We start from the raw sequence: 26,969 nt of genomic DNA, 5'->3' as shown, positions 1-26,969 counted from the left end.
TTAGAGGAGTTTTTCTAGTATTTCGTGGAATTCTTCTGTTTTTTCTGGGGGTAGGTCTTTCATTAGTTTATTTAGGGCTTTATCTACTTCCTTTCGATGTTTTTCTCTTTTTTGTTTTAGTTGTTGGTATTCTTGGTTGTTTCTTAGTATGTCTTCGTCTAGGCTTTCTTTAAGTGTTTCTATTTTGTTTATTGTTGAGAAATAGCGATCTATTTGTGTGTCGTATTCGGATAATGATATTGTTTCTTTGACTTTTTTACGTAGGTTTTTAGGTGAGATTGGTTTGTTTATGTAGTCGTTGAAATCCATTTCTATTATATCGAGGCCTGCATCTAGGGCTGTTAGTAGTATTACAGGTGTGTTGGATATTTCTGGGTTTTTGTTTTGTCTTATTTTTTTTAGTACTTGGCCTCCGTCTAGGCCGGGCATCATTCTGTCTAGTAGGACTAAATCTATTTCTGGTGACATTTTTTCTAGCCCTTTTTCTCCATCACCAGCTGTTGTTACTTCGTATTGTTGTTTGAGTATTTCTTCAAATAATTCTAGTTCGTCAGGGTTGTCTTCTATAATTAATACCTTTTTCATCGATGTTTCTCCTACTTTAAGTCTAAATTTAATCTCTTTCTCATCTAAATAGTTTATGTTATAGAGTTTATGTTTTTTGTTTTGTATTGTTTTTTTAGAATTGTTTTTTTAGGTGTTGGGGGGTTGTTATTTCCATTGGGCTTTTTTGATTTGGCTTTTTGTTATTGGTCCGTTTCGTATTATTTTGATGTCGTTTTCTATGTCTATTATTGTTGATGAGGTTCCTAGTTCTGTGGTTCCTGCTTTAACTATGTATTTTACTGGTAGTTTTATTTGTTTGTGGTTTTTTGGTGGTGTTTTTCCGGAGTAGTTTGCGCTTGTGGATGTTATTGGTGATCCGAATTTTTCTATTATTTTTAGGGCTGTTTTGTTATCTGGATATCGGACTCCGACTTTATCGCTGCCTGCTGTTAGTAGGTCTGGTACTTTATCTGTTTTTTTTATTATTGCTGTGATTGGGCCTGGCATTAATTGTTTGAGGGTTCTGAGTTGTTGTTTGTCTATTTCTGAGATTTCTTGGAGCATTTCCCATGAGGATATGGCTAGTGATATTGGTTTGTCTTTTCGGCGGTTTTTTATTTTGTATACTTTTTCTATGGTTTCTTTTTTTAGTGCGTTTGCACCTACTCCGTAGACGGTTTCGGTTGGATAGGCTATTAATTCGTCTTTCTTTAGGGTATTTACTGCTTTTTTAATCATTTTTAAATTATCTATTTATATTAGGTGGTTAAAAATTATGTACATTAGGTCTCCGATATAGATTGTGGTTAGCATTCCGAGGGTTATGAAAACTATGAATGGCATCCAGGGGGTTGTCCAGACTGTTTTTTTTCTGTTAGAGATTGTTTCTATTTCTTGTTTTGTTAGGGTTTTGTATTCTCCTTTGTAAAGTACTCTTTCTTTGTCGTTTACTTTGTTTATTGGTTTTTTTATTGCTCTAAATATGTGTCGGGGTCTTTCTAAATCACGTCTGATTAGGTTGGTGATGGTTATGGCTATTGGATATATTAAAGCTAGGAAAAGCGCGTTTATTATTGTTGATAATGCGAAAACACTGTATTCTCCATATATTGGGTTAAAGGTTTCTGGATAAACTGGGAATATTAATGCTATTATTATTAAAGCTTTGAGGTCGGCTCCTCCGAATTGGAGGGCTGCCATTATAAAAACGATGATTAAGATTAGTGTTAGAGATATGGCGAGCATGGTTATGTAGGTTGGTGTATATTGAATTGCTCCGAAGATAACTGCAATTATGATTAATGGAATCCAGAGTTTGTTTGGCACTCTCCTGTCTTTTAAATCAGTTATGCAGGCTATTATGAAGAATGGTAGTATTACCAGTATCTTTATGAGGTCTATATCCATTGGTTAAATGATATGTGCTCTAATTAATAAGTGGTTTGTATTTTTTTTTATGGGAAGGGTATTTGTTTTTTGATAACTGATTTGGTTTAAGGAGGTTTGTTGGTTTGTCTGAAAATAGAAGTGGTGGATTTAGTAGGGCTGAGATTTTGGTTGATGGTGTGGTTCAGGGGGTAGGGTTTAGGCCGTTTGTTTATAGGAGTGCTGTTGCTCTTGGTTTAGATGGTTTTGTACGTAATTTGGGTGCTATGGGGGTTGAGGTTGTTGTTGAAGGTGAAAGGGCTGAGATAGAAAGTTTTATTGATTGTTTGAGGAGTGATGGCCCTCCTCTTTCTGATGTACGTGAGGTTGAGGTTAGTTGGGGTGGGGTTGAGGGTTTAAGTGGTTTTGATATTGCTGGGTCTTCTGGTGAGGGTAGTGGTGCTGGTGTTGTTCCTCCAGATACGGCTGTTTGTGGTGATTGTCTAGATGATATACGTGGTGGTGGTAGGTTTGGGGGTTATTGGGCTACTTCTTGTGTGAACTGTGGTCCACGTTTCACTGTTGTTGAAGATCTCCCTTACGATCGTGAGAATACTTCGATGTCTGTTTTTGAGATGTGTAGTGCTTGTCGTGAGGAGTATAGGGATCCAGGGGATAGGCGTTATCATGCACAGACTATTGCTTGTCCTGATTGTGGTCCTACTATCTATCGTGTTCCTAGTTGTGATGATAGTCCTATACGGGTTGTTGCTCGGGATATTCTTGAAGGTAGTGTTGTTGCAGTTAAGGGGAGTGGTGGTACACATCTTGTCTGTCTTGCTGAGGAAAAACCGGTTGGTTTGCTTAGAGAGCGTTTAGGTAGGGGGCGACAGCCTTTTGCTGTTATGGCGCCTGACTTGGATGTTGTTGAGGGTTTCGCTGAGGTAAGTGATGTTGAGGAAGAGGTTTTAAAGTCTATTAAAAGGCCGATTGTGTTGTTGGAGAAAAATAGTTCTTTTCCGCTACCTGATAATTTAGCTCCTGGTTTACATACGGTTGGGGTTATGTTGCCGTATTCGGGGATTCATCATTTGTTGTTTGATTTTATTGATAAGCCGGTTGTTATGACGAGTGGTAATCTACCTGGTAGGCCTATGCATGTTAAGAATGATGAGATATTGAGTGAGTTAGGTGATGTTTGTGATAGTTTTTTACTTCATGATCGTGAAATTGTTTCTAGATGTGATGACTCTGTTTTAAGGCTTCATGGTGATAATAAACGGTTTATTAGGAGGTCTAGGGGTTTTGTTCCCCAGCCTTTGGGTATTCCTGTTTCTGGAGGTCCTGTTTTTGGTTTTGGAGCTGAATTGGATAATACTGTTGCGATTGGTGTTGGTGGTGAGTGTGTTGTTTCTCAGTATGTAGGTGATGTTGATAGTCCATTGGTTTTTAGTTATTTTAAGGAGGTTGTTCAACATCTTCTTGATTTAACTGGCTGTAGTTTGCCTGAGTTGATTGTTTGTGATCTTCATCCTGGATATAGGAGTTCTAGGTATGCTAGGGAGATTGGTTCGCCTATTGAGGTTCAACATCATCATGCGCATATTGCTTCTGTTATGGGGGAACATGATGTGGAGAGGGTTGTGGGTATAGCTGTTGATGGTGCTGGTTATGGGGAGGATGGTTCTGTTTGGGGTGGTGAGGTTCTTTTAGCAGGTTTAGATAGTTTTGAGAGGGTTGGTGGGTTGTCTAATTCATTGATGCCGGGTGGTGATGCTGCAGCTATCTATCCTTCGAGGATGGTTGCTGGGATTCTTTATCCTTTTGATGGGCTTAGGGATTTGTTAAGTGGTTTATGGTTCCGTCATGGTAGTGATGAAGTTGAGAGTGTTATTCAACAGTTGGAGGGTTCTTTTAATGTTTTCCGTACCTCTAGTGCTGGACGGTTTTTGGATGGTGTTGCTGCTCTTCTTGGTGTTTGTTATCATAGGAGTTATGAGGGGGAGCCGGCTATGAAGCTTGAAGCTATAGCTAGTGAGGGGGAGCCGGTTTCGTTGGATATATCTTTTGTTGAAGAAGATGGTTTGATTAAAGTGGATACAAGGGAGTTATTTATTGATTTAATCGATTTAATGGATGATTATCCAAAAAAGGATGTTGCTGCAACTGCTCAAGTTAGTTTAGCTAGGGGTTTGGCTGAGATAGCTGTTGAGACAGCGGTTGAACATGATGTTGATAATATAGCTGTTTCCGGTGGGGTTTCTTATAATAAAATGATTATGGATGAGATAAAGAGTTATGTGAGGGGTAGTGATGAAGGTTTAAGTGTGTTGGTTAATGAAAGGGTTCCTCCTGGTGATGGTGGAGTTTCTTATGGACAGGTTGTTGTTGGAGCCGCTACTGATTTCTCTCAAGACTGAAGTAGTTCTTTTATTATAGCTCTTTATTTGGTTGTTTTGCATTTGTGACATCCCACCCCTCTTCTTAAAGATGGGTGAATAGAGTTATTGTGTTCTCAAACTCTTAGGAAAGTTAAGGGTAAAGTAAAGTGTTTTTAGGTTTAAAGGTATTATTGAGTATTTAGTAGGTATGGTTTTGGTGTTTAGATTGGGGGATTCATGGGATATAAATAGGGTTGGGATTGTAGTTCCTGATTGGGATTCTATTGAAGTTGGTAGGTTGGTTTCTGTTGTTGATGAGTTTAGGGATTCTGGTGTTTCTGAGGTTGTGTTTGGTTTTCCTGGGGCTCCTACTAGTTTAAAGAAGAAGGTTTTAGGTGGTTTTAGTGAAGGTGGGCAGGTGGTTGTTGTCTGTAAGAAGGGGCGGGATGAGGTTGTTCGTTCTATAAAAAGGGTTTGTAGTTTGGTTGGTTCTGGTGAGGTTTCATTGAGAGATGTTGATGAGGATTTTTTGAATCAGTTTTTTAGTTCTGGTGACCTGGATATTTTGATTAAGGTTGGTGAGGAAAGGTTGCCGAACAGTCTTTTGTGGGGTTTGAGTTATTCTGAGATTTTTTTTGTTGATAGTTTTAAGGCGTTGGATAGGGATTTGGTTAGGTGTGTTCTTGATGAGTTTAGGAGTCGTGAAAGGAGGTTCGGTAGGTGAGTGATAGGAGTTTGTTGCCTGTTGTTTCAATGGGTCTTTTTATTGTAATTACTCAGGTTTTTGCTGTGTATCTATCTGTGTTTTTTAAGGCTGAGGAGCTTCAGGCTTTTGGTGATCCTGAGTCTGTTTTGAATCCGATTGTTATTGTTGTTTTTATTTTGTTGTTTACGTTGTTTTTTTTGTTTATGCATGAAAGGAAGTCTAAATGGTTTATTGAGGTTGTTATTGGTTTGGCTGTGTTTTTAACTTTGATTTATTCTTTTACGGCTTTGTTTGGCAGGGTTTTTGGTTTGGGGCTTGAGGTTAGTTTTCTTTATGCTTTGGCTCCTGCTTTGTTTTTGTTTGGTTTGGTTGTTTTTCATCGTGAGTGGTATGTTGTTAATGTTGTTGGGTTGTTTGTTGCTGCTGGGGTTGTAGCGATTTTTGGTGTTTCTTTCACTGTATGGCCGGTTATTCTTTTACTTGTTGTTTTAGCTATCTATGATGCTATTGCTGTTTATAAGACTAGACATATGATTAGTTTGGCTGGTAGTGCTGTTAAAATGAGGATTCCGATTCTTTTTGTTGTTCCGTGGGAAAGGGATTATTCTTTTGGTGAGGAGTCTTTTGATGGTGAGGGTGATAGGAAGGCTTTTTATATGGGTTTGGGTGATGCTATTATTCCATCGATTTTAACGGTTTCTGCTTATTCGTTTGTTGGTTCGGCTGCTGCTTTTGGGTCTTTTGTGGGGTGTCTTGTTGGTTATGTTGGGCTTAGTTTATTGGTTTTGAGGGGTAAGCCGCAGGCTGGTTTGCCTTTGCTTAATTCTGGGGCGATTGTTGGTTTTTTGGTTGTTGTTTTGGTTTTTGGTTTGTCTTTTTGATTGTTGTTTGGTTAGTTTTGGTATTTTTCCCATGGTTTTTCTATTTCTATTGGTTTTATTGCGTCTTTTAGTAGTTTTTGTATTCCTTTGCCTGTTTTTGCTGATATTGGGTATCCTTCTTTGATTTCTTGGTTGTGTATGTCTGTTTTGTTGTAGGCTTTGAATATTGGTGTGTTTGGGAAGGTTTTTTGTATTTCTTGGTATAGTTTTTCTTGTTGTTCGGTTGGGTATCCACATCTGCCTGTTGGGTCCATTACGTGTATTATTGAGTTGGCTACGTGTTTTAGTGCGTGTATTGCTTTTTTTTCTATGTTGTTTCTTTTTGATAGTGGTCGGTCTAGTATTCCTGGTGTGTCTATGATCTGGTATTTTACGTAGTTTTTTTCTAGTATTCCTATTTCTAGGTTTTTGGTTGTGAATGGGTATGTCTCTATTTTTGGTCTGCTGCTGGTTATTTGGCTTAGTATTGTGGATTTTCCTACGTTGGGGTATCCTGATATAACGATTGTTGGCATTTTTTTGATTTCTGGGATTTGTCTGAGTTGTTTTCTGGTTTGTCTTAGGTGGTTTAGTTCTGGGTTTATTTCTTTTAGTATTGATGCTATTCGGCCGTATGCTTCTTTTCTTATTTCTAGGTCGGTTTTATGGCTTCTTTTTTTGTGGGATTTGCTTATGATTGTTTCCATCATGTTTCTTGCCCAGTTGACTGTTGCGAGTGCTTTTTTTGTTTTGTCTATGTCTATTGTTGTGGTTGCTAGGTCGTAGTAGAATTGGGGTAGTTGGTCGAAGCTTGGGTATTTGTTTATTATTTTTTCTAGTTCGGTTTTGATGAGTTCTGCTGCTATGTGGATTTTTTGTATTTCTTTGTTTTTGCTTTGTTGTTTGTGTTCTTGTCTGGCTTTTTTGAATGCTCTGTCTATTAGTTGGTCTGGTTCTGGTACGTCTGGTATTTTTTTGAACATGCCTGATTCACCTATATGGTTATTTTGTTTTGTAGTGGTTTTGTATTTAGGTTGTTTTTTTGTTTATCTATCCTTTTTTGGTAACGCCGTTAATTATATATGGGTTTGGTTAGAATTTGAAGTGTAATAGAAGTATATTGTTAGACAGTGAGAAATTTATACTCATTTGAGCAATAAACTTGGTGTTGTGGTTTAAATATATTGATTAAAACAAACATATGTAGGTTTTTGGTATGTTGAATACTGTTTTATCGATTAATAGAACTCAAAAATTGTTTTTTGGGTTTTTTATGTTTTTTAGGGTTTTTTATCATGAATAAGATATTAACTAAGTGTTTTTTGTTATATTGGGTTTTTAAAAATATTTTTTATTCGTTAAGAGGTTTTTAATTTTTTTAACTACCCACCCAAATCTTTTATAAATAATCATGATAAATTATTCTCTGTTAAGATTTCATTTATAAGGGGAATACAGGATACATGAAATATAAAAAAGGGAGATCGTTGATAATATGGCGGATAGCAATATAAGAACAGCCCAGTTGGTGGTCGGTATATATTCATTTATATTATATCTATTACTGACCGCTTCAACAGGCGACTTGCTGTTCTGGCAATATGGAGACATAATACTAGCAATACTGGTCTCTATCATAACAACAGCAGTTTCATACAAAATACTAGACAACATCAATGGATATGGGTTCCTACTGAACCCAATAAAAATGATAACACTACTAGTTTACGCAATAGGTCCATTATTCTACCGAATAACCAAAGCCAACATAGACATAGCATGGAGAGTTATAACAGGCAAAATCACTCCAGGCATAGTCAAAATCAAGACAGGGCTTAAAAACGACCTATCAATAACAATGCTCGCAAACTCCATAACACTAACACCAGGAACACTCACAGTAGACCACAAAGACGATGAGTTCTATGTACACTGGATGAACGTTACAGAAGACAAGCCAGAAGCAGAAAAACTAACAGGAAGCATGATCAGATGGGTCAGGAGGATAGCTGAATGAACATATTTATGATAGCAGCAATATTAATGGCTGTATTCATCTCAATAGCCCTCATAAGGGTTGTTCTAGGTCCAAAAACACCGGACAGGGTTGTAGGACTAGACACAGCCAACATGATGGTTATAGCCACAATGATATTGCTGGGCGCTGCATACGAATCGGTGATCCTGATAGACGTTGCAATCGTCTACGCAATACTAGCATTTGTCACAACACTATACATATCAAAATACCTGGAGGATGAAACATGAATCCACTAGACATACTGGTAATCATCTTACTCACAATAGGACTATTCTTCAACCTAATCGCAGCACTAGGCCTACACCGATTCCCAGACGTATACTCAAGACTACATGCCGCAACAAAAACCAATACATATGGCTCAATATTCATCGTACTCGCAGTAGTTGTCTACGCAATCCAAAACTACCTTGCAGGAGCGGCTGCAGGAGGTCAAATACAACTAGCAATCCACTCATTAATAGCATTAATAGCAATACTCATAGCAAACCCAACAAGCTCTCACGCAATAGCAAGAGCCTCCCATAGAAGTGGATACCTACCTAAAGGAGTTGTAGACGCAATGGATATCAGTATAACAGGATCCAAACAGGAATCAAAAACTACCGAAGATGAAAAAATGGAGGAAAAACAGGATGGAGCTTGAAATACTGATGCACTTAATCGTTTTATCGTTAATAATAATAACAGCATACCTATCCCTCACACTAGAAGACATACTGGCATCAGTAATCGCTTTAGCCGCGATGAGCCTCCTACTGGCACTGGAGTTCTACATGCTTCAAGCCCCAGACGTAGCGATGGCTGAAGCAGCCATAGGAGCAGGACTAACTACAGCCATATTCATACTGGCAATAAAGAAAACCGAGAGGTGGGACGTATGAGGAAAAAAGTCGGTGCAGTAATACTGATATTGTTCTTCTCATTCATGTTGTTCGGCGCAGCAGAGGCACGAGACTTCGGTGAACCTGAATACATAGACATGGATGAACACATAATTGAAAACGCTCAAGAAGACACCGGAGCCAACAACGTAGTTACAGCAGTTCTCTACGACTACAGGTCATTCGACACACTCGGAGAAGCAACCGTATTGTTCGCAGCAATAGCCTCAGTAATGGTAGTATTAAGGAGGATGGTGTGATGAAAGAGATGTCCACAATAGTTAAATCAATCACATCATTGATGTACATACCAATCTTGGTATTCGGGATGTACATAATAATCCACGGACACATCCTACCTGGAGGAGGATTCCAAGGCGGAGTGATAATAGCTACAGGAATAGCACTAGTATTCATAGCTTATGGAGCCAGCGAAGCAAAAAAATGGTTCAGCAGCAAAGCAATGTTCTCATTGATGTCAGCAGCCGCAGTACTATACTTCATAATAAAAAACATAGGTGGAAAACAACTCAGCGAGTTCCTACTCGAAACAGATATATTCGGACCCACACCAATAGGCATAAACCCCGGATACATAGATTCAGGAGGCGTATTAGGACCACTAAACATACTCGTTGGAATACTCGTACTTGCTGCAGTAAGCTACGCAATAATAGTGTTAAGCCAAGAAGGAGAGGATAGAAGTGATTAATTTACCATACATAGCAGTCGCAATACTACTACTAATAGGGTTCTATGGATTGATATTCAGAGAAAACATCATAAAAACCGTTATAAGCGTAGTGATAATCGCGTCAGCAGCAAATTTATTCTTAGTATCCACAGGATATAGAGCCGACGGAATAACCCCAATCTATACTTTAATACCTGAAGACATGGTCATGGTTTTCGCCGTACCACAAGCATTGGTTATAACAGCAATAGTCATAGGACTAGCAATGACCACATTAATGCTAGCACTAGTGATAAGGATATACCAAGAATATGGAACACTTGATACAAAAGAGATAAGGAGATTAAGAGGATGATGGATTACATAGATTACGCTCCAATACTCGCAATAATGGTGCCATTACTCGCAGGTTTTGCAACACCATTAATAGCGCGGTTAGGAGAAACAGCCAAAAAAGTTTGGACAATCGCAGGCCTAGCAATAGCATTAACCCTAGTACTAGTTGTCTTTGCCAGAGTGATAGACGTCGGAATAATGACATATGCAACCGGTGCCGCAGTACCAACCGAACTTATTCCCGGTGGAATGGAACAACCTATACGGGTTGTACTTGAAGTCGATGGTATGGGAGCTTTCGCAGCACTTGGAATAACGCTAACAACATTCCTTGCATCTATATTCTCTTGGAGATACTTCGATGAAACCGGAATGGGTACAACAGGTTTCTATACATTACTACTCTTATTAGGTGCAGCTGGAATCGCCTTCGCATTCACAGGAGATCTTTTCAACCTATTCGTATTCATTGAACTCTCCTCAATAACGGCAATCGGTTTAATAGCGTTCTATAGTTATAGAGGACGTCCCAACGAAGCCGCATTCAAGTTCCTGTTGTTAAGTGCAGTCGGCGCCCTAATGTTCTTAATAGCCGTTGGATTCCTATATGGACAGTACAACGCCCTAAGCATAGGAGTCGTAGCCGACCGAATGATGGAGACCGGTTTGGGAACAATCGATAAACTCGCACTCGCATTAATGGTTGGATCACTAGCTATGAAGGCCGGTGCAGTCCCACTACACATGTGGGTACCCGACACATATGGAGAAGCCCCCGCACACATAAGCATGGTCTTAGTTACCTTAAGCCAGCTCTCACTATACGCATTATTCAGAATATCATTCTCACTCTATGGAGTCAACCTAGATGGAGCAACACTCGGCTGGATAATAGTCATACTTGGATTACTAACGATGTTCATAGGCGTTATGCTAGCGATAATCCAGAAAACAATCAAGCGGTTAATGGCCTACCACGCAATATCACAGACAGGATATATGTTGTTAGGTGTAGGAGTCGGGTTAGTTGCTTTAATGAGCGGTGAAATCGGAGAAATGCCTGTATATGGATATCACGCGATGGAAGGAGGAATATTCCACATAATAAACCACGCAATATACAAAGGACTGCTCTTCCTAACCGCAGGAGCAATAATATACAAAACAAACGTAAGAAGCCTAAACGACCTTGGAAGCCTAGCAAGAGAAATGCCCTTCACATCAATAGCATTCATAATAGGTGCCGCAGCAATAGCCGGATTACCACCATTCAACGGATTTGCATCAAAAATACTAATATACGAATCAGTATACGCACTCAACCCATTCCTAACCGCAGTAGCAATGTTAGTCAGCGTAATAACACTCGCTTCATTCGTTAAAGTCTTCCAAAGCACATTCCTAGGACCAGAAAAATCTCGATACAAAGGAGTTGGAGAAGTACCAACCAGCATGAAAACAGCGATGTTCGTACTAGCAGCACTAACAGTACTGTTCGGATTATTCCCAGACCTAGTTGTAGACACAATAGTTGCACCAGCAGTGGAAGCATTAATTGATCAAACTGGATACATAGGAGGAATACTAGAATGATAGAAACATTAACAACTGGAGCCGGATATTGGGACCCCCTGGTATTCCTGATCGCTGGCCTAATAATCAGCCTAATTACATTACTGATATATAGAGCAGGAGCAGGAAACTACACATCCGAAATGGCTGGAAAACCCTACCTTTCAGGAAACCCCGAAATATCCAAAGAAGACTCACACATAAGCGGTGAAAACCTATACTGGGGATTCGTCGAAGGACTAAAAGAATTCTACCACGTGATGGAAAAAATGCATACCGGAATAATAAACGACTACGTACTCTGGTATGTAGGCGCATTAGCCACATTATTGCTAATATTCATAGGAGTGTAAAAAATGAAGCTATCAAAAAGTTTCGACAAATCCCTCTGGGTGTTCCACTTCAACGCAGGTTCATGCAACGGATGCGACATAGAGATACTAGCAGCATTAACACCAAGATACGACGTTGAGAGATTCGGAATAAAACTAGTTGAAACACCAAGACACGCAGATGTCCTATTAGTAACAGGACCCGTTACAAAACAAACCAAAAAACCACTCGAGAGAATATACGAACAAATGATGGATCCAAAAGCCGTCCTAGTTATAGGAAACTGCGGAAACACAGGACATATATTCCACGACTCATACAACATAGCCGGACCCGTAGACGAAGTAATACCCGTCGACGTACATATATCCGGATGTGCCGTACGACCAGAAGGAGTTATATTCGGCGTCGTAAAGGCATGGGAAGCGCTTGAAAAAATGCGTGGAGCCGGACAAAAACAGGAAGAAACAAAAGAGGAAGTAGAGGAGGCAGCATGATGGATACAATGGATGCAGAAGAACTATATGACCATCTTTACACAGAATACGGCGACGAAATAAAAGGATTAATAAATAAAGAAAGAGCTGGAGTCAGCAAAAAAGAAAGCCAAGAACTATGGGTACGTACACCGAGAAACAAACTAAAAAACCTGATAAATCATTTAAAACAAATCCAACTACCCCACTTTGTAACGATGATGGGTGTTGACAGAGGAGACAACATACTCACAAAATACATCCTATCAATGTTTTATGGAGAAAAATTTAGAGAAATAACATTAGTGTTATGCGTAGAAATACCTAAAGACGACTTATGGCTACCAACAATCTCCGACATAATCCCAGGATCATTAACATCAGAAAGAGAAATCCAAGAAATGCTTGGAATTGAAATAAAAGACATACCCGATGAAAGACATTTCTTCCTACCCTGGGACCACCCCGAAGAAGAGTACCCCTGGAGAAGGGATGAAAAAAGAATAGAAGTACAAGATGTCTACGAAAAGGAAGGCCAACAATGAACGAAGATAGAGAAGGACTTGATCAAACTAAATTAGAAGAAGGCAAGGAATCCTACACAATACCAGTAGGACCAATAAACGTAGCCCTAAAAGAACCGCTCAGACTACTTTTCTCCGAAGATGGAGAAATTGTAAGAGACGTCGACATAAAAGCCGGATACGCACACACAGGAGTGGAAAACATAGCAAACCGTAGAAACCCAATACAAACACTACCACTCGTCCAAAGAATCTGCGGAATATGCTCACAAGTACACGGATTCACATACACCCGGTCAGTAGAAAACGCATTAGACATAGAAGTACCCGAAAGAGCCCAATACATACGTGTAATAATGCAAGAACTCGAGCGAATCCATTCACACCTATTGTGGGCCGGGTCAGCAGCCAACCAAATAGGATTCGAAACACTGTTCTACTACATATGGAAAGAAAGAGAAAACGTAATGGACGCACTTGAATACGTCTCAGGAAACAGAGTAAACTACGAAATAAACCTAATAGGAGGCGTAAGACGAGACCTAACTCCAAAAAGACTAGAAAAACTCGAAGAAGCTCTAAAATTCTACGAAGAAATCTACCAAGAAGTAGAAGACACAATAATCAGAGACAGAACAGTCAAGATGCGAACACGAAACATAGGTATACTCGAAAAACAAGAAGCACTCGAACTAGGAGCCGTAGGGCCAACAACAAGAGGATCAGGAGTTAAAAAAGACAACAGAACAGACCACCCAGCATCAGCATACGCAGACCTCAACATAAAGCCAATGACCCCTAACCGGATATTCGGAGAAACACACTGCGACGTATACGACCGGCTCGCAGTAAGAGTAAAAGAAATAGAACAATCAATAGACATAGTTCGTGAATGCATGGCACGCCTACCCGACGGAGAAATAGCATACGAAGAAAACCTCGTAAAACTACTAAAAGACCTTAGAAGCCGAAGCGGTCGTGGAGTAGCTAGAACCGAAGCACCAAGAGGAGAGTTATTCTATTACTTCCAGAAAAAAGCAGATGAAGAAAAAATACACAACCTAAAGGTCCGGACACCAACATACGGAAACATAATGAGTCTAAGACCAATGTTCCTCGGACAACAAATAGCCGACATACCAATAGTAGCCGCATCAATAGACCCATGCATGAGCTGCATGGACAGAGTAGTAACCGTACAAGGAGACAACAAAAAAACATACACCAAAGACGAGTTAGTTGAAATGTCCAAGAAAAAAACAAGGAGGATGAAAAATGGATAACCTACTAATCCGTTTACTAATAGGAGTCCCCCTAATAACACTCGCCTTCATATTCCTAGGCCTACTCTACCACGGTATAGACCGAAAAATAAGCGCTAGGATGCAGTGGAGAGAAGGCCCCCCAATAATCCAACCATTCTACGACGTACGTAAATTACTAACAAAGAAAAACCTTGTACCAGAAAACGCAGTCGGCTGGATATTCAACTCAGTCCCATTCATAGCAATGGCGGCAGCAATACTCGCAGTCCTATACATACCAATAGGGTCAATGAACCCAATACTCGAAGGATACGGCGACATAATAATCGTTGTATACCTACTCGCAGCACCACCACTAGCAATGTCAATAGGTGGATTCGCATCAGGCGCACCCTTCGCCTCACTCGGATCACAGAGAGAAATAACAGTAATGATGTCATATGAACTACCTCTAGCAATAGTCGTAGCCACAATAGCATACATAGTAGGTGGAGAAACAGCTTTCTCACTAGCAACAATAGCAGATGCAAACATATGGAGCCTCGTAGGCCCAATAGGATTCATCGGATTAATACTACTATTAACAGTCATGATAGTGGTATCACCAGCAAAACTAGCCAAAATCCCATTCGACATATCAAAAGCAAAAACAGAGATCTCCGGCGGTACATTATCAGAATACTCAGGAAGAAACCTCGCATTATTCTACATAGCAGACGGAGTTAAAACTGTAGCCATAATAGCATTACTCGTAGCGATATTCTTCCCATGGAACCTATCACCAATACTTGGATTAACTGGAGCCATAGCAATAGCAATCGACTTCGTGTTCTTCTTAATAAAAGTACTGGTACTAATGGCAATCATAGTCACATTCGTAAGAACAGCTTTCGCAAGAATAAAAATCGATCAGTTAAGCAGAAACTTCATCGGCCTAGTATCAACACTAGCCTTACTCGGCCTAATACTCGTAATGATAGGTGCCTAAAATGAGCAAAATAATGAGAAAAATAAGCAAACAAGTATTCAAGAAACATACAACCAACCTATTCCCAGCAAGATACGCCCCCGACTCAATCCTCCAAGTACTACAGTTACTGGATAAAGGAGAGATAGAACTCAACCCACCCATAGAGATACCACCAGATTTCAGAGGAAAACTAAAATACGACGAAGAAACATGCGTCAATTGTTACCAATGCCTAAACGTCTGTCCAACCCAAGCAATGCAGGTTCACGAAGAAGAAGGTGAAGAAAAAATAACATTCTACACAGCCAGATGTACATTCTGCCAACAATGCGCAGATATATGCCCAGTAGACGCAATCGAGATGACAGAAGAATTTATAACACTATCAGCATTCGACAAATACGACTCCAACCTAATAGTAAACGGCGATAAAACACCAGGCCAACTAAAAAAACTAGACAAATAAAAAAATGGATGGCTCTAAACCATCCACCAACCCCTTTTTTTATTAAAAAGAATCAAGCAACAAAACTAGATCTGATTTTTTTCTATATCTTTTACTTTATAGTGAGTAAAAAATACTTATTTGGAGAGACAACTCTCCAGGATGATGTCTATTGATTTATTATTGTTTATCTCCATTTTTGAAGTGGGTTCAGAGCTTTATCTATCATCTTTGTTCTGGTTTTTAATTGGCTTTATAGGGTTTAGTTTATTTTATTTTTTGTATAAAGTTTCTCAACGTTTTTATTGGGAAATATTTATCTTATTTTTGTTTTTCTGGTTTTTAGGTATTTCTGGGGCTTCTAAATCACTTGAAACTGTTTTTTTAGGTATAAACATAGGTTTTGTTGGAGTCGTGCCTTTAATCGGTTTTTTAACAATGATCTATCTTCATCGAAAAACAACACTCAAGTTCAACAAGCCTTTTGGTATTGTATTTGTTGTTATATTTGCATTGGCTACTGGAGGTTTATTGAGTTTATTGGCTAAAGGTAGTGATATCTTTTTAGGTACATTGTTTTTGGAGAGTAATACCGATCTTATGGTGGATTTAATCGGAATAACTATAGGCGGAGTGTTAATTGGTTTTTTATTGAAATATTATATCGATAAAAAAGATCTCGAGGTTCCAGGGATTGGTTCTCCAGAAAAAACATCTATAAACGGAGTTATAATGTGGGCCTCAAAACTATTAAAAAATGGTTTTGGTGAAAAAGCCGGTTTTTGGGCTCCATTTGCTTCCCGACTCCTCCAAACTATATTAGTTATATTCTTTTTGGGAGGTATTTACACTGCAAATGTTAGATGGACATTTTCTGCTTTAATAGCTTTAGGCATCACCCAACTTCCCGTGATATTGACAAAAAATCTAGGTATCTACCTCCCTCCCCTACTCAACTTCCTTATAGTTCTTGCACTCTCCTTACACGTTGTTGGTGGGTTTCTTGGTTTTTATGACAATTTATGGTGGTGGGACAACCTCACCCATACATTTTCAAGTTTCTTAATAGCAGTTATAGGTACTGTTGTGTTGTTTTCGATAGACCTATACTCAACTTCAATACGCATTCCAGGAAGATATACCTGGATATTTTTGCTAATGGTTATTATGGCTACTGGAGTTATATGGGAGATACTTGAGTTTATGTTTGATCAAATACTCGGAACAAACATGCAGTATGGCTTGAGAGATACAGTAGCAGACATGTTTTGGAACATGATTGGAGCTACAATAGCAGCATATATAGGTCAAAGATATCTTGAACCTTATAAACAGAAATGGATGTTAATGAAGTAAGCTAGCCACCGCTAGAGAGGTGGGGTTCCACCTTTGTACCGCTGTGAAATATACTAACACACAACTCCCTCACCCCTCTCTGATTGGTTTAAAGCTTGATTTAAGACAAAAAAAAGTTTAGGAGGGTTTGGTGTTGGTTTGGGTGTTTTTTACATTTCTTTGGGTGCGTGGAAACCAAGTATGTTTATAGCGTTTTTTAGTGTTATTTGGGTTGCTTTGACGATTGCGAGTCTTGATTTTGTTTTTTCTCCTGCTCCGATTACGGGGACGTCTCTATAGAACTGGTTGAAGTCTGATGCTAGATTTAATGTGTATTCACTGAATCTATGGGTTTTTCTTTCTTTGGCTGCTTTATCTATTTCGTATGAAAATCTTGAGATTGTTTTAAGTAGTTTTTGGGTTTCTTGGTTTTCTTGAACTTCTTGTAGGGATATTTCTTTGTTTTGAGGTTCTTTATCTCTAGCTTTACGTAGTATGCTTGTTGCTCTTGCGTGTGCGTATTGTAGGAAGGGTGCTCCTCTTTCGTTGAAACTAACTGCTCTATCTAAGTTGAATGTTATTGGTTTTTCTGGAGCTACCTGTATGAATTCGAATCTGATTGCGGCTTTAGCTACCTCGTTAGCTATTTTTTTATGCCATTCTGTGGGTTTTTCGGGTCTTCTTTCACTGACTTCTTGTATTGCTTTTTCAATCAATTTGTCTTGAAGTTGGTCTATTGATATGTATTCTCCTTCTCTTGTGGACATCTTGCCTTCTGGGAGGGATACGAACTCGAAAACTATGGATTCGGGTTTATCGATGTTGATATAATTAAGGGTTTTTGATAGTTGGTTTATATAGAGTTTGTGGTCGGATCCAAGTACGTTAAGTACCTTGCCTTTTTTTGATTTCCATTTGTGGTAAGCGATGTCTCTTAAGGCATATACTGATGTTCCGTTTTCTCTTAATAGTATTAGGTCTTTATCCATATCGTTGAACTCTATTTTGAGTGCTCCGTCTTTTACTGCGTGTTCACGTAGTTCCTGTAAAACTTGGTTTACTAATCCGTTTTTAATGAATTTGGATTCTCTTATGTATTCATCATGTGAAATTCCAATGTTGTTTAGTGTTTTTTTTATTCCATTTAGACAGTATTCAACGGTTTTGGTTAATTCGTTATATGTTTCTTCGTCGTTTTGTTCGAATAACTTCATCAATTGCTCTATCTCTCTTTCGTCTTCGCTATCCATGTTTTGGTTTGTTTTTGTGTATGTTTCTCCAACAGCAACGTCAGGTTTTAAGTCTTCATTCAATCCATATTTCCTAACGCCTCTCAAGAGGATCGCCATCTGCCGTCCTATATCGTTGACGTAATACTGTGTGGTGACTTCATGGCCACTGGTTCTTAATATGCGGGTTAATGTGTCTCCTATTACCGCGTTTCTTAAATGACCGATATGCAGGGGGCCGGTTGGATTTGCGCTTGTGTGTTCCAAGACAATTTTTTCTCCATCTCTATCTATCGAGCCATACTTATTTTTTTGTTTTAACACGGTTTTTACGACGTTGGTTAGTTCTGAGTTGTCATAATAGAAGTTTATATATCCTGGTTTTGAGAATTCAACTTTCTTTATATATCGATATTCGGTTGGATCTATTTCGTTTGTTATTTCCCGGCCGATTTGAGTTGGGTTCTTACCTAGTTTTGATGCGAGTGAGAAGGGTAGTGTTGATGCGAGGTCGGCTATCTCTCGAGGTTCTTCTATCTTGCAGTCGATTGGTTCGTCAATGTTATCCTGGTCTAATTTATTTTGTATTCCTGTTTTTTGTAGGGTTTCTTTCAGTGATTTTTCTACTTCTTTCTTAAATTCTCTGAACATACAAATTCGCTCCTTTTTCAGGATGGACTGAATCTTAGTATTGCAGCTACGCCACCAAAAGCGTTGTATAGTTGTTGTCCTTCTTCGAAATCTGTGCTTACAAATACTACTTCTCCACCCATGTTATCGGTCATCTCTGCTAACTCAGTTACCACATCTTCGACCTCGATATCTAGTTCTCCATTACATTCTGGACAGTTCTCATATCTATTTTTGATTTCTTTAGGGCCCTCGCCTTTAACCGTTATGTCTTTACTATAGTTACATTCACTACAGGTTATGTTAACTCTGTATTTGCGGAGTTCTTCTGAAATAACCAGTTTCTCAACGGCGCCTATACGGATAGCTTTACGCACCTCTTTCTCACCGTATGTCACCATGTTTTCGTCTTCAACCAGTTTTTTAAGAAATTCTTTGGCAGCCCTCCTTTCCTCCATAGTCTCAATTCTTTCAAGCGTTTCACTAGCTACATCAACAAGCTCTCTCAATCCATATTCGTCTGTATAGGAAACGTCATACTTGTCTATAACATCGATTTCGTGGTGCAATAAATCCATTTTCAAGAACTCTTCTTTTGTTGGAGAGGGACCACCAACTAAAACCCCAACAAGGTCTTCTTCATTCTCAAATATTTCATTTGCAGACTCACCAACACGTTTATAGAACTCATTAGCTGCTATATCACGTAGTCTTTCAAACCTTGCTTGTGACTGCCCACCAGCCTTAGTTTTACCGGGCACACCTGAAGTATGATGTCTTAAGGCCTCGATGTTGTTTCCTATTAACAACCCAACCGTTGCTTCCCTCCTATCCAGAACTAACAACCCGATTTTCTTTTTGTTCTCAACAATCTCTCGGAGAGGTTCAACTAAAAAATTAGAGTCACAGTGATATCTATATGAATTTAATTTTTCCGGTGGCTCTATAATAAGGCTCATCATATCTGTTTTATCGCCTCTGGTAGGTACTTCTCCAGCCATCATGATCATACCGTTTTCAGGTGGGTTTTTAAAGTGTTTCAACTTACCCATAAGCACATCCAAAGCAGATTGAACATTCTTTCTTGTACTTTTAGTTTTGATGTTGCTGGCCTGCCGATACTCATCTTTAAGTTGATCATAGGCATCTTTGATATTCTTATCAGGCGGTACATACAGAGTTATAAGCTCTGTATGGTTTCCCTGAATATCCTCAATCTCATCCAACTTCCTCTTAAGTTCATATCTTTTATCGTCCAGAAGAAACCCTCCACAAATAAAACTTAATAAATAAAATCTTTCAAATCGATTGGTTTAGGTAATAGACGGCTCCAACCCAACAACAAAAAATGATTTAGGGCTAACCTGACATCCCCTCACGGTAAAATACTGACTGCAAAAACTCAATGCATTCAGGTCCATAACCAATCTACATACAAATCATCTACACAAATCTAATAAACTTATACTTGACTATTGTTGTTTCCAAAACTTAATAGAGATTACGGGGTCCCAAAAACATAAAAAATATTTGTTGAATAGAATATTGTACAAAAAAACTATCATAAAGAAACCAAGATATCAATATCACGAAATATATAGGAAATTGAATATGAATGGAAGTTTGATACAGCCAGGGAATCTATTGATTTTAATTACATTAATCGGTTTGTTAGGGGTCTTATCGATTTCTATCAGAAACTATACTAAAACTAGTCAATATAGATACCTGGTTGGTAAACTCAATATAACTTCACTCATAGTTCTATTAACGTCTTTTATTCTTTTTTCATATTACTGTGTCACTGCAAACCCTGAAATATTCTATTCATATGCATATGGAGATCCTAATTATCCTTGGTACTACGCTGTTTCAACCATATGGGCTGGTGAAAGCGGTTCAATTTATTTCTGGACCACAATAATCGCGATATCGATTATTACATTCGAAATTTTCCAGAAAAAAAGGTTTTCACAAGATAATCAAGACATAATAAGAGCAACTGCAAGCTTGATAACGATTGGTTTTTTATTAATACTATTGATAGAAAGTCCCTTCCAAACAACAGAAGAGATGATACCACAACTATACAACGGCATTCCAACAGAGGAGTTTAATGGCCTATCACAAGGATTTGCAATGAGCCCAATATTACTAAACCCATGGATGGCGATCCATCCACCAATCATCTTCCTTGGATATGCATTCTTCACAATACCACTAGCTATAACAATAAGTTATGGATTGAATGAAACAAAGAAATGGAATAAAACAACTTTGGTTTGGTCTAGATTAGGATGGTTGTTCTTAACACTTGGAATCGCTATCGGTGCCTACTGGGCATACTTGACACTTGGATGGGGTGGGTATTGGGCTTGGGACCCAGTTGAAAGCGCTTCACTACTCCCCTGGTTGACATCAACCGCGTTGTTACATATGTTATGGCTAAACAATAAAAAAGGAGAATACAAATACTTAAGCCAGATCTTCATAATAATCACTTTTATAGCCATAATATTCACAACATTTGTAACACGAGGTGGTTTACCAGTTGAGGGCCCACATACGTGGGGTGCAGCAGTAGGTCCAATACAAGCAATACTGATAGCATTAATATTGCTACCACTCATAATCGGTACCTACCTAATCTGGAAAAAACAAAAAAAGGAAGAATAAAATAGAATGTCCCATCTATTCAATATAAATGGTTTTTTAGAACCCATTTTTTAAAGATAGACTAAATGTTAATTGGGTTTGGTGTTTTTTATGAAAGTTCCATATGGAGTGGTTTGTTGTGAATTGCTTGAAGATGAATTAGCTTATTTACTAAACAAAGACGGTGATGTTGAAAAGGTTTTTATAATTCTTGATGACGCTGGTAACAGCATAATAGATAAACTTGAGATGGAAGTTAAGGAGTTAAACCCTAGTTCATTACCAATAGGAGTTAAAGAAGGAGAGGTCGTTGTAGTAATGATGTCTATGGCTTTACATGAAGAACCTGATGAACTTAAAAAAGAAGTTAAAAACTGGGTTGATACTCTATCAAGCTCTATTGATGACGTATTCCTTTTCTATGGATTATGTGGCAACGCACTACAAGAAATCGAGGAAATTGAGAAAACAATCGATGGTAACGTAGATATCTTAAAAGATTCCACTGGTACAGTGGACGACTGCATCTCACTGGCTTTAGGTGGAACCGATAAATACATGGAGTATATAAAAAAAGACCCAGCAACTTTCTTCTTAACTCCTAAGTGGGCAGATAACTGGAGAGACATGTTCATAAAATGTAGATTGGTTAGGAGTCTTGACAACATTGAACTTGCAAAAAAAGTCTTTGAAAACGCTGGATATAATAAAGTCCTTAAAATAGACACAGAAATCAACAAAACAAGTAATTTCGATAAAAAAGTCAAAGAATTTTCAGAAATATTCGAGCTGGATATAGATGAAACAAAAACACCAGATTGCCAAAAACTATTATCTGAAAACTACAGTAGATTCAAAAACAACCTAAAATAACATAAACCAAAAACAAATAAAAAAGTTTAAAAAAACTAACAAATCCAGATAAACACTTTTTTTTAGAATATCTATAGAGTCTAAATATCTTATCAAACGGCCCTATCTTTTTAATTTTAATTTCTATAGTTTTGGTTATGTGAATGAGTTGTATAGCCTTTTTATTTATACCAACTTTAGATAATCAAATTAATTATAATAGTTTTTTTGTGTTTCCTGTGTTTTTTGGGGAAAAGACTTATGTTTTATAAATTCCAAAAAAAACTGCAACTGTGTAAACATTTGCAACAAAGGGTTGTTCAAATAAAACCAAAAAAATGGTGTCCAAATGTCACAACATAAAGAACATGACTTAGGCTTCTTCGAAAGATACCTAACAGTCTGGATAGGTCTCTGTATAATCGCAGGACTATTGATCGGCCAGTTATTCCCAGAAATAACAGCATGGTTCGAAGAAGTTGAGTATGCAGGCGTATCAATACCGATAGCGGTAGTTCTTTTCTTCATGATCTACCCAATAATGGTTCAAATAGACTTCAACAGAATCATTGAAGCAGGAAAAGCTTGGAAACCCATATCAGCCACCTTATTCCTAAACTGGGCAATAAAACCATTCATGATGTACGGCATAGCATGGCTTTTCATGATGGTGATCTGGTCCCCCTTCATAGGCGTAGAACTCGGACGTGAACTAATGGCCGGAATGATCCTGCTTGGAGTCGCTCCATGCACAGCCATGGTCCTAGTATGGACATATATAGCCCGAGCAAACATGGGTCACGCACTGGTGATGACAGCCATAAACTCCCTAACAATGGTAGTACTATACGCACCCCTAGCAATATTACTACTCGGCCTTGAAGACATAATAGTACCATGGGAACAAGTAGCATTCGGAGTCGCAATATACGTAGCCCTACCACTACTTGCCGGATACCTAACAAGATGGTATCTACTAAACAAAAAAGGAGAAGAATGGTTCATATCCTTCACAGAAAACCTCCACTACATCGCAATGGGCGCATTACTACTAACAACGATAGTCATAATCGCTCCACAATCAGGCCTAATACTTGGAAACCCCGAAATCGTCTTACTAGTATTAATACCATTAATAATTCAAATAATGCTGATGTTCGGAATCGGATATGCCGGATCAAAGAAAATAAACCTAGATTATGACGACGCCGCACCAACAGCCATAATCGGAGCAAGCAACCACTTCGAAGTCGCAATCGCAATGGCAATAACATTATTCGGCATAGACCACGCAGCAACACTCGCAGCAGTTGTCGGCCTACTCATAGAGATACCGATAATGGTAATAATAGTACAGATCGCACTTAAAACAAAAGACTGGTTCCCAAGCACAAAAGCAGTTCCAGAATAAAAACACAAACAGGAAGTGACTTAAAATGGAAGAAGAAAAAGATGGAAAACTTGAAAAAATGATTAAAAAAGTCAAAAAAACAATGAAGAAAAACGATAAACAATGCTGTAACATCGAAATCGAAGAAAAAAAAGACAAAGAAAACTAAACCTTATTTAAGGGATTTAAAAACCCCTTAACTATTTTTTTTAATTCCAATCAAACCACAGGTAAACCATATAAAACAAAAGTGTTTATGCAGTTCTGCACACACCTACAGATGTTATAACTTAGAAAAAAACCCTAAACAAAAAAAAGAAAAACCATGATTCCAACAGAAATACAAAACAGCTTGATAGCAACCGGAGAATACTTCATACAACTCTCCATAATCCTAATACCCCTATTCATAATCGCATCATTCCTCGTAGGCCTAATAAGAGAATACCTCTCACCCGAAAGAGTCGAAAAATCACTAAAAAAACGAGACGAAGGAACAGGAAACTTCATAGCAGCATTCTTCGGATCTATAACCCCATTCTGCTCATGCTCAACAATACCAATACTAGCAGGCCTACTACAAGCAGGCGCCCCCCTCGGCCTATCATTCGCATTCCTACTATCCAGCCCACTAGTCAACTGGATCGCCATAATACTACTACTCGGCCTATTCGGACTAAACATCACAATCCTCTACGTAATAACCACCTTCACCCTAGCAATAACTGGAAGCCTAATAGTTGGAAGAATGAATTTAGAAAAACACGTAAAAGACGTTAGAATAAAAACCAACAAATGCAACACCACAACCAACCCAAAACACAGCCAAAACATAAAAAACGCCTTAACCGGCTCACTATCATTCTTTTGGGACATGTTCCCATACCTACTAATCGGAATGATTATAGGAGCATTAATACATGGAATAGTTCCAGAAAACATACTAGACCTATTTCTAGGAACAGAAAACCCACTAGCCGTACCACTAGCAGTCGTATTAGGAGCACCAGTCTACATCAGCATGGAAGGAATGCTACCAATCGCAGCCGCCCTAGCAGACAGTGGAATACCAATAGGAACCGTACTAGCATTCGTAATAGGTGGTGCCGGCGTCAGCATACCAAACGTAATAATGTTAAGCAAACTCTTCGACAAAACACTACTAACAGTCTACATCGGAACAATCGTTTTCGTCGGAATGACAACCGGAATAATATTCAACATACTCTACATGTGACATCCTCCCAAACGCCTGATGGCGTTGGGCTTCCTTCAGCGTTTCAGAAGGTTCTGGACTCATTGACTTTTCACCTACCTGAACGGAGAGGAGACTTCTACCTATCTACATCTAAAAACAACCAATACATAAAACTTAAGTAAATACAGCCAAATCAAACAGAAAACCAAATAAAAAATAGAGGCGATCCCAATTGTAAAAGAATCAGTTGAGCTAAAAGAACATCCAGACATAGTTAAAGAAGTCATGGTTCAAGACTACATATCAGTAAACCAAAACACAACTGCCGAAGAAGCAATAGAACATTTCAGAGAACAAAAAGCAAAACCTAAAGAAGAAACCACTATATACTACATATACGTAATCGACGAATACGAACACCTTGTCGGAGTACTATCACTAGTCGAACTACTACACGCAAAACCAGATACAAAAGTCAAAGAAATAATGAAAGAAGACGTAATCACCCTAAAAACCAATGACGACCCAGAATTCGCAGCCAAGAAAATACAAGAAGTAGACCTGATGTCACTCCCAATAGTAGACGATAAAAACCGTTTAGTAGGTGCCGTAAGATTTGACGACATCATGGACGTAGTTGACGAAGAGTTCTCGGAAGACATATACCGGCTTGCAGGATTCAGTTTCATGGAAGCCGAAAGAACAAGAAGCACTGCAATTCTAGAATCATCCATAAAAACAATTCTAAAACTCCGCGTTCCATGGCTATTAGTAGCACTAGTCGGTGGATTACTCGCCGGACTCGTTATAGATACCTATGAAGAAACACTCGAAGCAACACTCGCCCTAGCCATCTTCCTACCAGCAATAATGGACATGGGGGGAAACGTTGGGACCCAATCCTCCACAATATTCGTTCGAGGAACAGCACTCGGACAAATAGGAGAACAAAACGTAAAAAAACACATACTAAAAGAAGGTGTCGTCGGCCTATTAATAGGAGGTCTAGTAGGAGTGCTAGCAGGAATCGTTGCATACCTATGGCAAGGAATGCCAGAACTTGGAATAGTAATCTTCCTCTCGCTAACACTAACTTGTACAATAGCATCAATAATCGGTTATGGGATACCCTGGATAGCACATAAAATCGGATACGATCCAGCAGCCGTATCAGACCCATTCATAACAACAATAAAAGACGTTACCGCACTACTAATCTACTTCTCACTAGCCGCAGCACTCGTACCAATAGTCTAAACCCAACAACCCAAAAAAATAAAACTCTCTTTCTCCCACTTTTTTTATAAAAAACTATAAAACAACCAAAAAGCCTCCTAAAAACATCAAATTTAACGTAATAACTAAAAAATAACCAAAACTCAAGATAAAAAAAACCTACAAAAACGGTTTATTATCTCAAAAAAAAATTAACATAAGAATGAAGCCCGAAGACCTTAACATACAAAACCTAACAACCCTAACCACAATATTATTAGGCATAATATCAATAGTGATATTTTTAGGAATAATACTTGGAATCGGCCCTGAATTCAAGTCATACTACAACACAAGAACCGCCCCAATAATGCTAGCGATATTATACGTATTAACCACATGTTACTTAATAAAATACATAGATAAAAAGAAAACAACCAAAATACTTTCAATATTACTATTAGCACCTATAATATTCTACTTCATATCACCAATACAAAACATATACATAGACCTCTCACTACCCATTCTCATAACACTACTGATATTGTTGTCAATAGACCTAATAAAACAAACTAAAAAAGGTTCAAAAAAACATAGAATCAAGAAAACAGGAGCTACAGTTATCCATATTTCAATAGTGTTAATCCTAATCGGAGTACTCGCAACCTCAACAATGGGGATACAGCAAGAACAAACACTAGAAAAAAACGAAGTCTGGGATTTCAATGAATATCAAATCGAGTTCATAGAATACGAAGAAACCGAAAAAGGATACGCTACCTACCACCACTACAACCTAAACATAATCGACAAAAACGATAAAGAAACAACAACACAGATTGAAGGCATAGAAAAAGGCGATAGCCATAGCTTCCGGCCAGCAATACACTCAACCCTAACCGAAGACCTATATATAAGCCTAAACAGTGCAGAAGAAAACCAAATAACAATCACAGCAGAAACAAACCCACTCATAATACTATTATGGCTTGGAACCATAACCTTCTCAATTGGAATAACAATGAGGTTACTAACTTCAAAACCAATAAATAAAAACAGATAAA

The 26,969-nt window shown here is 38.4% G+C and carries 31 protein-coding genes; 25 read left to right on the top strand and 6 right to left on the bottom strand.

Annotation, left to right across the window (positions count from 1 at the left end):
• The 3 genes from QEN48_RS04325 to QEN48_RS04315 all read right to left on the bottom strand — a co-directional run bounded on the left by QEN48_RS04325 (position 1) and on the right by QEN48_RS04315 (position 1,953).
• Complete coding sequence (locus QEN48_RS04325; protein WP_280107672.1) at positions 1-585, bottom strand: response regulator; 585 nt, start codon at positions 583-585, stop codon at positions 1-3.
• A gap of 126 nt (positions 586-711) precedes the next feature.
• On the bottom strand, positions 712-1,284 hold the full coding sequence (locus QEN48_RS04320; RefSeq protein ID WP_280107671.1) for an L-threonylcarbamoyladenylate synthase: 573 nt from the start codon (positions 1,282-1,284) through the stop codon (positions 712-714).
• Positions 1,285-1,299: 15 nt separating this feature from the next.
• Complete coding sequence (locus QEN48_RS04315; RefSeq protein ID WP_280107670.1) at positions 1,300-1,953, bottom strand: A24 family peptidase; 654 nt, start codon at positions 1,951-1,953, stop codon at positions 1,300-1,302.
• A gap of 104 nt (positions 1,954-2,057) precedes the next feature.
• Between QEN48_RS04315 and hypF the strand changes: the two genes are divergently transcribed.
• The 3 genes from hypF (at position 2,058) to QEN48_RS04300 (ending at position 5,879) form a co-directional block, all read left to right on the top strand.
• The gene (gene hypF, locus QEN48_RS04310; protein WP_280107669.1) at positions 2,058-4,331 is read left to right on the top strand and encodes a carbamoyltransferase HypF; all 2,274 of its coding nucleotides are present in this window, start codon (positions 2,058-2,060) and stop codon (positions 4,329-4,331) included.
• Positions 4,332-4,518: 187 nt separating this feature from the next.
• Complete coding sequence (locus tag QEN48_RS04305) at positions 4,519-5,016, top strand: undecaprenyl diphosphate synthase family protein (RefSeq protein WP_280107668.1); 498 nt, start codon at positions 4,519-4,521, stop codon at positions 5,014-5,016.
• Complete coding sequence (locus QEN48_RS04300; RefSeq protein WP_280107667.1) at positions 5,013-5,879, top strand: presenilin family intramembrane aspartyl protease PSH; 867 nt, start codon at positions 5,013-5,015, stop codon at positions 5,877-5,879. Before QEN48_RS04305 ends, QEN48_RS04300 begins: the two co-directional genes overlap by 4 nt.
• Positions 5,880-5,890: 11 nt before the next feature.
• Here the strand turns inward: QEN48_RS04300 and QEN48_RS04295 are convergent, their stop codons facing one another.
• Positions 5,891-6,841 carry a GTPase gene (locus tag QEN48_RS04295; RefSeq protein WP_280107666.1) on the bottom strand — a complete coding sequence of 317 codons (951 nt, stop codon included), beginning with the start codon at positions 6,839-6,841 and terminating at the stop codon, positions 5,891-5,893.
• A 512-nt stretch (positions 6,842-7,353) separates the two neighbouring features.
• Between QEN48_RS04295 and QEN48_RS04290 the strand changes: the two genes are divergently transcribed.
• The 15 genes from QEN48_RS04290 (at position 7,354) to QEN48_RS04220 (ending at position 16,754) form a co-directional block, all read left to right on the top strand.
• The gene (locus QEN48_RS04290) at positions 7,354-7,875 is read left to right on the top strand and encodes a Na+/H+ antiporter subunit E (RefSeq protein ID WP_280107665.1); all 522 of its coding nucleotides are present in this window, start codon (positions 7,354-7,356) and stop codon (positions 7,873-7,875) included.
• The gene (locus QEN48_RS04285) at positions 7,872-8,126 is read left to right on the top strand and encodes a monovalent cation/H+ antiporter complex subunit F (protein WP_280107664.1); all 255 of its coding nucleotides are present in this window, start codon (positions 7,872-7,874) and stop codon (positions 8,124-8,126) included. The genes QEN48_RS04290 and QEN48_RS04285 overlap by 4 nt, the downstream gene beginning before the upstream one ends.
• Positions 8,123-8,545 (top strand): monovalent cation/H(+) antiporter subunit G, encoded by a 423-nt coding sequence (mnhG, locus tag QEN48_RS04280; protein ID WP_280107663.1) that lies wholly within the window; start codon positions 8,123-8,125, stop codon positions 8,543-8,545. The genes QEN48_RS04285 and mnhG overlap by 4 nt, the downstream gene beginning before the upstream one ends.
• A complete protein-coding gene (locus QEN48_RS04275; protein WP_280107662.1) occupies positions 8,535-8,783 on the top strand; it encodes a DUF4040 domain-containing protein in 249 nt (82 codons plus the stop codon). Before mnhG ends, QEN48_RS04275 begins: the two co-directional genes overlap by 11 nt.
• Positions 8,780-9,043, top strand: a complete 264-nt coding sequence (gene mbhE, locus QEN48_RS04270) for a hydrogen gas-evolving membrane-bound hydrogenase subunit E (protein ID WP_280107661.1) — start codon at positions 8,780-8,782, stop codon at positions 9,041-9,043. Before QEN48_RS04275 ends, mbhE begins: the two co-directional genes overlap by 4 nt.
• The gene (locus QEN48_RS04265) at positions 9,043-9,495 is read left to right on the top strand and encodes an MnhB domain-containing protein (RefSeq protein WP_280107660.1); all 453 of its coding nucleotides are present in this window, start codon (positions 9,043-9,045) and stop codon (positions 9,493-9,495) included. Before mbhE ends, QEN48_RS04265 begins: the two co-directional genes overlap by 1 nt.
• Complete coding sequence (locus QEN48_RS04260) at positions 9,488-9,832, top strand: cation:proton antiporter subunit C (RefSeq protein WP_280107659.1); 345 nt, start codon at positions 9,488-9,490, stop codon at positions 9,830-9,832. Before QEN48_RS04265 ends, QEN48_RS04260 begins: the two co-directional genes overlap by 8 nt.
• Positions 9,829-11,406 (top strand): proton-conducting transporter membrane subunit, encoded by a 1,578-nt coding sequence (locus QEN48_RS04255; RefSeq protein ID WP_280107658.1) that lies wholly within the window; start codon positions 9,829-9,831, stop codon positions 11,404-11,406. The genes QEN48_RS04260 and QEN48_RS04255 overlap by 4 nt, the downstream gene beginning before the upstream one ends.
• Positions 11,403-11,738 carry a hypothetical protein gene (locus tag QEN48_RS04250; protein WP_280107657.1) on the top strand — a complete coding sequence of 112 codons (336 nt, stop codon included), beginning with the start codon at positions 11,403-11,405 and terminating at the stop codon, positions 11,736-11,738. The genes QEN48_RS04255 and QEN48_RS04250 overlap by 4 nt, the downstream gene beginning before the upstream one ends.
• A gap of 3 nt (positions 11,739-11,741) precedes the next feature.
• Complete coding sequence (locus QEN48_RS04245; protein WP_280107656.1) at positions 11,742-12,215, top strand: NADH-quinone oxidoreductase subunit B family protein; 474 nt, start codon at positions 11,742-11,744, stop codon at positions 12,213-12,215.
• A complete protein-coding gene (locus tag QEN48_RS04240; RefSeq protein WP_280107655.1) occupies positions 12,215-12,739 on the top strand; it encodes an NADH-quinone oxidoreductase subunit C in 525 nt (174 codons plus the stop codon). Before QEN48_RS04245 ends, QEN48_RS04240 begins: the two co-directional genes overlap by 1 nt.
• Positions 12,736-14,001 (top strand): nickel-dependent hydrogenase large subunit, encoded by a 1,266-nt coding sequence (locus QEN48_RS04235; RefSeq protein ID WP_280107654.1) that lies wholly within the window; start codon positions 12,736-12,738, stop codon positions 13,999-14,001. Before QEN48_RS04240 ends, QEN48_RS04235 begins: the two co-directional genes overlap by 4 nt.
• Positions 13,994-14,971 (top strand): NADH-quinone oxidoreductase subunit H, encoded by a 978-nt coding sequence (locus tag QEN48_RS04230; protein ID WP_280107653.1) that lies wholly within the window; start codon positions 13,994-13,996, stop codon positions 14,969-14,971. Before QEN48_RS04235 ends, QEN48_RS04230 begins: the two co-directional genes overlap by 8 nt.
• A 1-nt stretch (position 14,972) precedes the next feature.
• A complete protein-coding gene (locus QEN48_RS04225) occupies positions 14,973-15,419 on the top strand; it encodes a 4Fe-4S dicluster domain-containing protein (RefSeq protein ID WP_280107652.1) in 447 nt (148 codons plus the stop codon).
• 306 nt (positions 15,420-15,725) lie between these two features.
• Positions 15,726-16,754, top strand: coding sequence for a hypothetical protein (locus tag QEN48_RS04220; protein WP_280107651.1), 1,029 nt, complete (start codon positions 15,726-15,728; stop codon positions 16,752-16,754).
• Between the two features lie 149 nt (positions 16,755-16,903).
• On the opposite strand, the gene argS is transcribed toward QEN48_RS04220, so the two are convergent.
• Together argS and prf1 are read right to left on the bottom strand one after the other, a co-directional pair.
• The gene (gene argS, locus QEN48_RS04215; protein ID WP_280107650.1) at positions 16,904-18,613 is read right to left on the bottom strand and encodes an arginine--tRNA ligase; all 1,710 of its coding nucleotides are present in this window, start codon (positions 18,611-18,613) and stop codon (positions 16,904-16,906) included.
• A gap of 17 nt (positions 18,614-18,630) precedes the next feature.
• Positions 18,631-19,851: a peptide chain release factor aRF-1 gene (gene prf1 / locus QEN48_RS04210; protein ID WP_280109098.1), complete on the bottom strand. Its 1,221-nt coding sequence runs from the start codon at positions 19,849-19,851 to the stop codon at positions 18,631-18,633.
• A 352-nt stretch (positions 19,852-20,203) separates the two neighbouring features.
• Between prf1 and ccsA the strand changes: the two genes are divergently transcribed.
• The 7 genes from ccsA (at position 20,204) to QEN48_RS04175 (ending at position 26,968) form a co-directional block, all read left to right on the top strand.
• Positions 20,204-21,268, top strand: a complete 1,065-nt coding sequence (ccsA, locus tag QEN48_RS04205) for a cytochrome c biogenesis protein CcsA (protein ID WP_280107649.1) — start codon at positions 20,204-20,206, stop codon at positions 21,266-21,268.
• Positions 21,269-21,358: 90 nt separating this feature from the next.
• Positions 21,359-22,120: a DUF1638 domain-containing protein gene (locus tag QEN48_RS04200; protein ID WP_280107648.1), complete on the top strand. Its 762-nt coding sequence runs from the start codon at positions 21,359-21,361 to the stop codon at positions 22,118-22,120.
• A 328-nt stretch (positions 22,121-22,448) separates the two neighbouring features.
• On the top strand, positions 22,449-23,510 hold the full coding sequence (gene arsB, locus QEN48_RS04195) for an ACR3 family arsenite efflux transporter (protein ID WP_280107647.1): 1,062 nt from the start codon (positions 22,449-22,451) through the stop codon (positions 23,508-23,510).
• Between the two features lie 25 nt (positions 23,511-23,535).
• A complete protein-coding gene (locus QEN48_RS04190; protein WP_280107646.1) occupies positions 23,536-23,658 on the top strand; it encodes a hypothetical protein in 123 nt (40 codons plus the stop codon).
• A gap of 156 nt (positions 23,659-23,814) precedes the next feature.
• Complete coding sequence (locus QEN48_RS04185) at positions 23,815-24,726, top strand: permease (RefSeq protein WP_280107645.1); 912 nt, start codon at positions 23,815-23,817, stop codon at positions 24,724-24,726.
• Between the two features lie 177 nt (positions 24,727-24,903).
• Positions 24,904-25,944 carry a magnesium transporter gene (gene mgtE, locus QEN48_RS04180; protein WP_347985130.1) on the top strand — a complete coding sequence of 347 codons (1,041 nt, stop codon included), beginning with the start codon at positions 24,904-24,906 and terminating at the stop codon, positions 25,942-25,944.
• A 181-nt stretch (positions 25,945-26,125) separates the two neighbouring features.
• On the top strand, positions 26,126-26,968 hold the full coding sequence (locus QEN48_RS04175; RefSeq protein ID WP_280107644.1) for a cytochrome c-type biogenesis CcmF C-terminal domain-containing protein: 843 nt from the start codon (positions 26,126-26,128) through the stop codon (positions 26,966-26,968).
• Position 26,969 lies beyond the last annotated feature (1 nt).

The organism is Methanonatronarchaeum sp. AMET-Sl, from assembly GCF_029854155.1.
Lineage (GTDB): Archaea > Halobacteriota > Methanonatronarchaeia > Methanonatronarchaeales > Methanonatronarchaeaceae > Methanonatronarchaeum.
This window is presented reverse-complemented; position numbering and strand designations above follow the sequence as displayed.

Excerpts from the sequence above, each read along its gene's own strand:
- arsB (WP_280107647.1), top strand. The coding sequence starts at position 22,449 with ATGTCACAACATAAAGAACATGACTTAGGCTTCTTCGAAAGATACCTA.
- QEN48_RS04230 (WP_280107653.1), top strand. The coding sequence starts at position 13,994 with ATGGATAACCTACTAATCCGTTTACTAATAGGAGTCCCCCTAATAACA.
- QEN48_RS04325 (WP_280107672.1), bottom strand. The coding sequence starts at position 585 with ATGAAAAAGGTATTAATTATAGAAGACAACCCTGACGAACTAGAATTA.
- QEN48_RS04240 (WP_280107655.1), top strand. The coding sequence starts at position 12,215 with ATGGATACAATGGATGCAGAAGAACTATATGACCATCTTTACACAGAA.
- mnhG (WP_280107663.1), top strand. The coding sequence starts at position 8,123 with ATGAATCCACTAGACATACTGGTAATCATCTTACTCACAATAGGACTA.
- QEN48_RS04175 (WP_280107644.1), top strand. The coding sequence starts at position 26,126 with ATGAAGCCCGAAGACCTTAACATACAAAACCTAACAACCCTAACCACA.
- QEN48_RS04235 (WP_280107654.1), top strand. The coding sequence starts at position 12,736 with ATGAACGAAGATAGAGAAGGACTTGATCAAACTAAATTAGAAGAAGGC.
- argS (WP_280107650.1), bottom strand. The coding sequence starts at position 18,613 with ATGTTCAGAGAATTTAAGAAAGAAGTAGAAAAATCACTGAAAGAAACC.
- QEN48_RS04285 (WP_280107664.1), top strand. The coding sequence starts at position 7,872 with ATGAACATATTTATGATAGCAGCAATATTAATGGCTGTATTCATCTCA.
- ccsA (WP_280107649.1), top strand. The coding sequence starts at position 20,204 with ATGAATGGAAGTTTGATACAGCCAGGGAATCTATTGATTTTAATTACA.
- QEN48_RS04320 (WP_280107671.1), bottom strand. The coding sequence starts at position 1,284 with ATGATTAAAAAAGCAGTAAATACCCTAAAGAAAGACGAATTAATAGCC.
- mbhE (WP_280107661.1), top strand. The coding sequence starts at position 8,780 with ATGAGGAAAAAAGTCGGTGCAGTAATACTGATATTGTTCTTCTCATTC.
- QEN48_RS04250 (WP_280107657.1), top strand. The coding sequence starts at position 11,403 with ATGATAGAAACATTAACAACTGGAGCCGGATATTGGGACCCCCTGGTA.
- QEN48_RS04185 (WP_280107645.1), top strand. The coding sequence starts at position 23,815 with ATGATTCCAACAGAAATACAAAACAGCTTGATAGCAACCGGAGAATAC.
- QEN48_RS04265 (WP_280107660.1), top strand. The coding sequence starts at position 9,043 with ATGAAAGAGATGTCCACAATAGTTAAATCAATCACATCATTGATGTAC.
- QEN48_RS04225 (WP_280107652.1), top strand. The coding sequence starts at position 14,973 with ATGAGCAAAATAATGAGAAAAATAAGCAAACAAGTATTCAAGAAACAT.
- QEN48_RS04245 (WP_280107656.1), top strand. The coding sequence starts at position 11,742 with ATGAAGCTATCAAAAAGTTTCGACAAATCCCTCTGGGTGTTCCACTTC.
- QEN48_RS04295 (WP_280107666.1), bottom strand. The coding sequence starts at position 6,841 with ATGTTCAAAAAAATACCAGACGTACCAGAACCAGACCAACTAATAGAC.
- QEN48_RS04200 (WP_280107648.1), top strand. The coding sequence starts at position 21,359 with ATGAAAGTTCCATATGGAGTGGTTTGTTGTGAATTGCTTGAAGATGAA.
- QEN48_RS04290 (WP_280107665.1), top strand. The coding sequence starts at position 7,354 with ATGGCGGATAGCAATATAAGAACAGCCCAGTTGGTGGTCGGTATATAT.
- QEN48_RS04275 (WP_280107662.1), top strand. The coding sequence starts at position 8,535 with ATGGAGCTTGAAATACTGATGCACTTAATCGTTTTATCGTTAATAATA.
- QEN48_RS04255 (WP_280107658.1), top strand. The coding sequence starts at position 9,829 with ATGATGGATTACATAGATTACGCTCCAATACTCGCAATAATGGTGCCA.
- QEN48_RS04315 (WP_280107670.1), bottom strand. The coding sequence starts at position 1,953 with ATGGATATAGACCTCATAAAGATACTGGTAATACTACCATTCTTCATA.
- QEN48_RS04190 (WP_280107646.1), top strand. The coding sequence starts at position 23,536 with ATGGAAGAAGAAAAAGATGGAAAACTTGAAAAAATGATTAAAAAAGTC.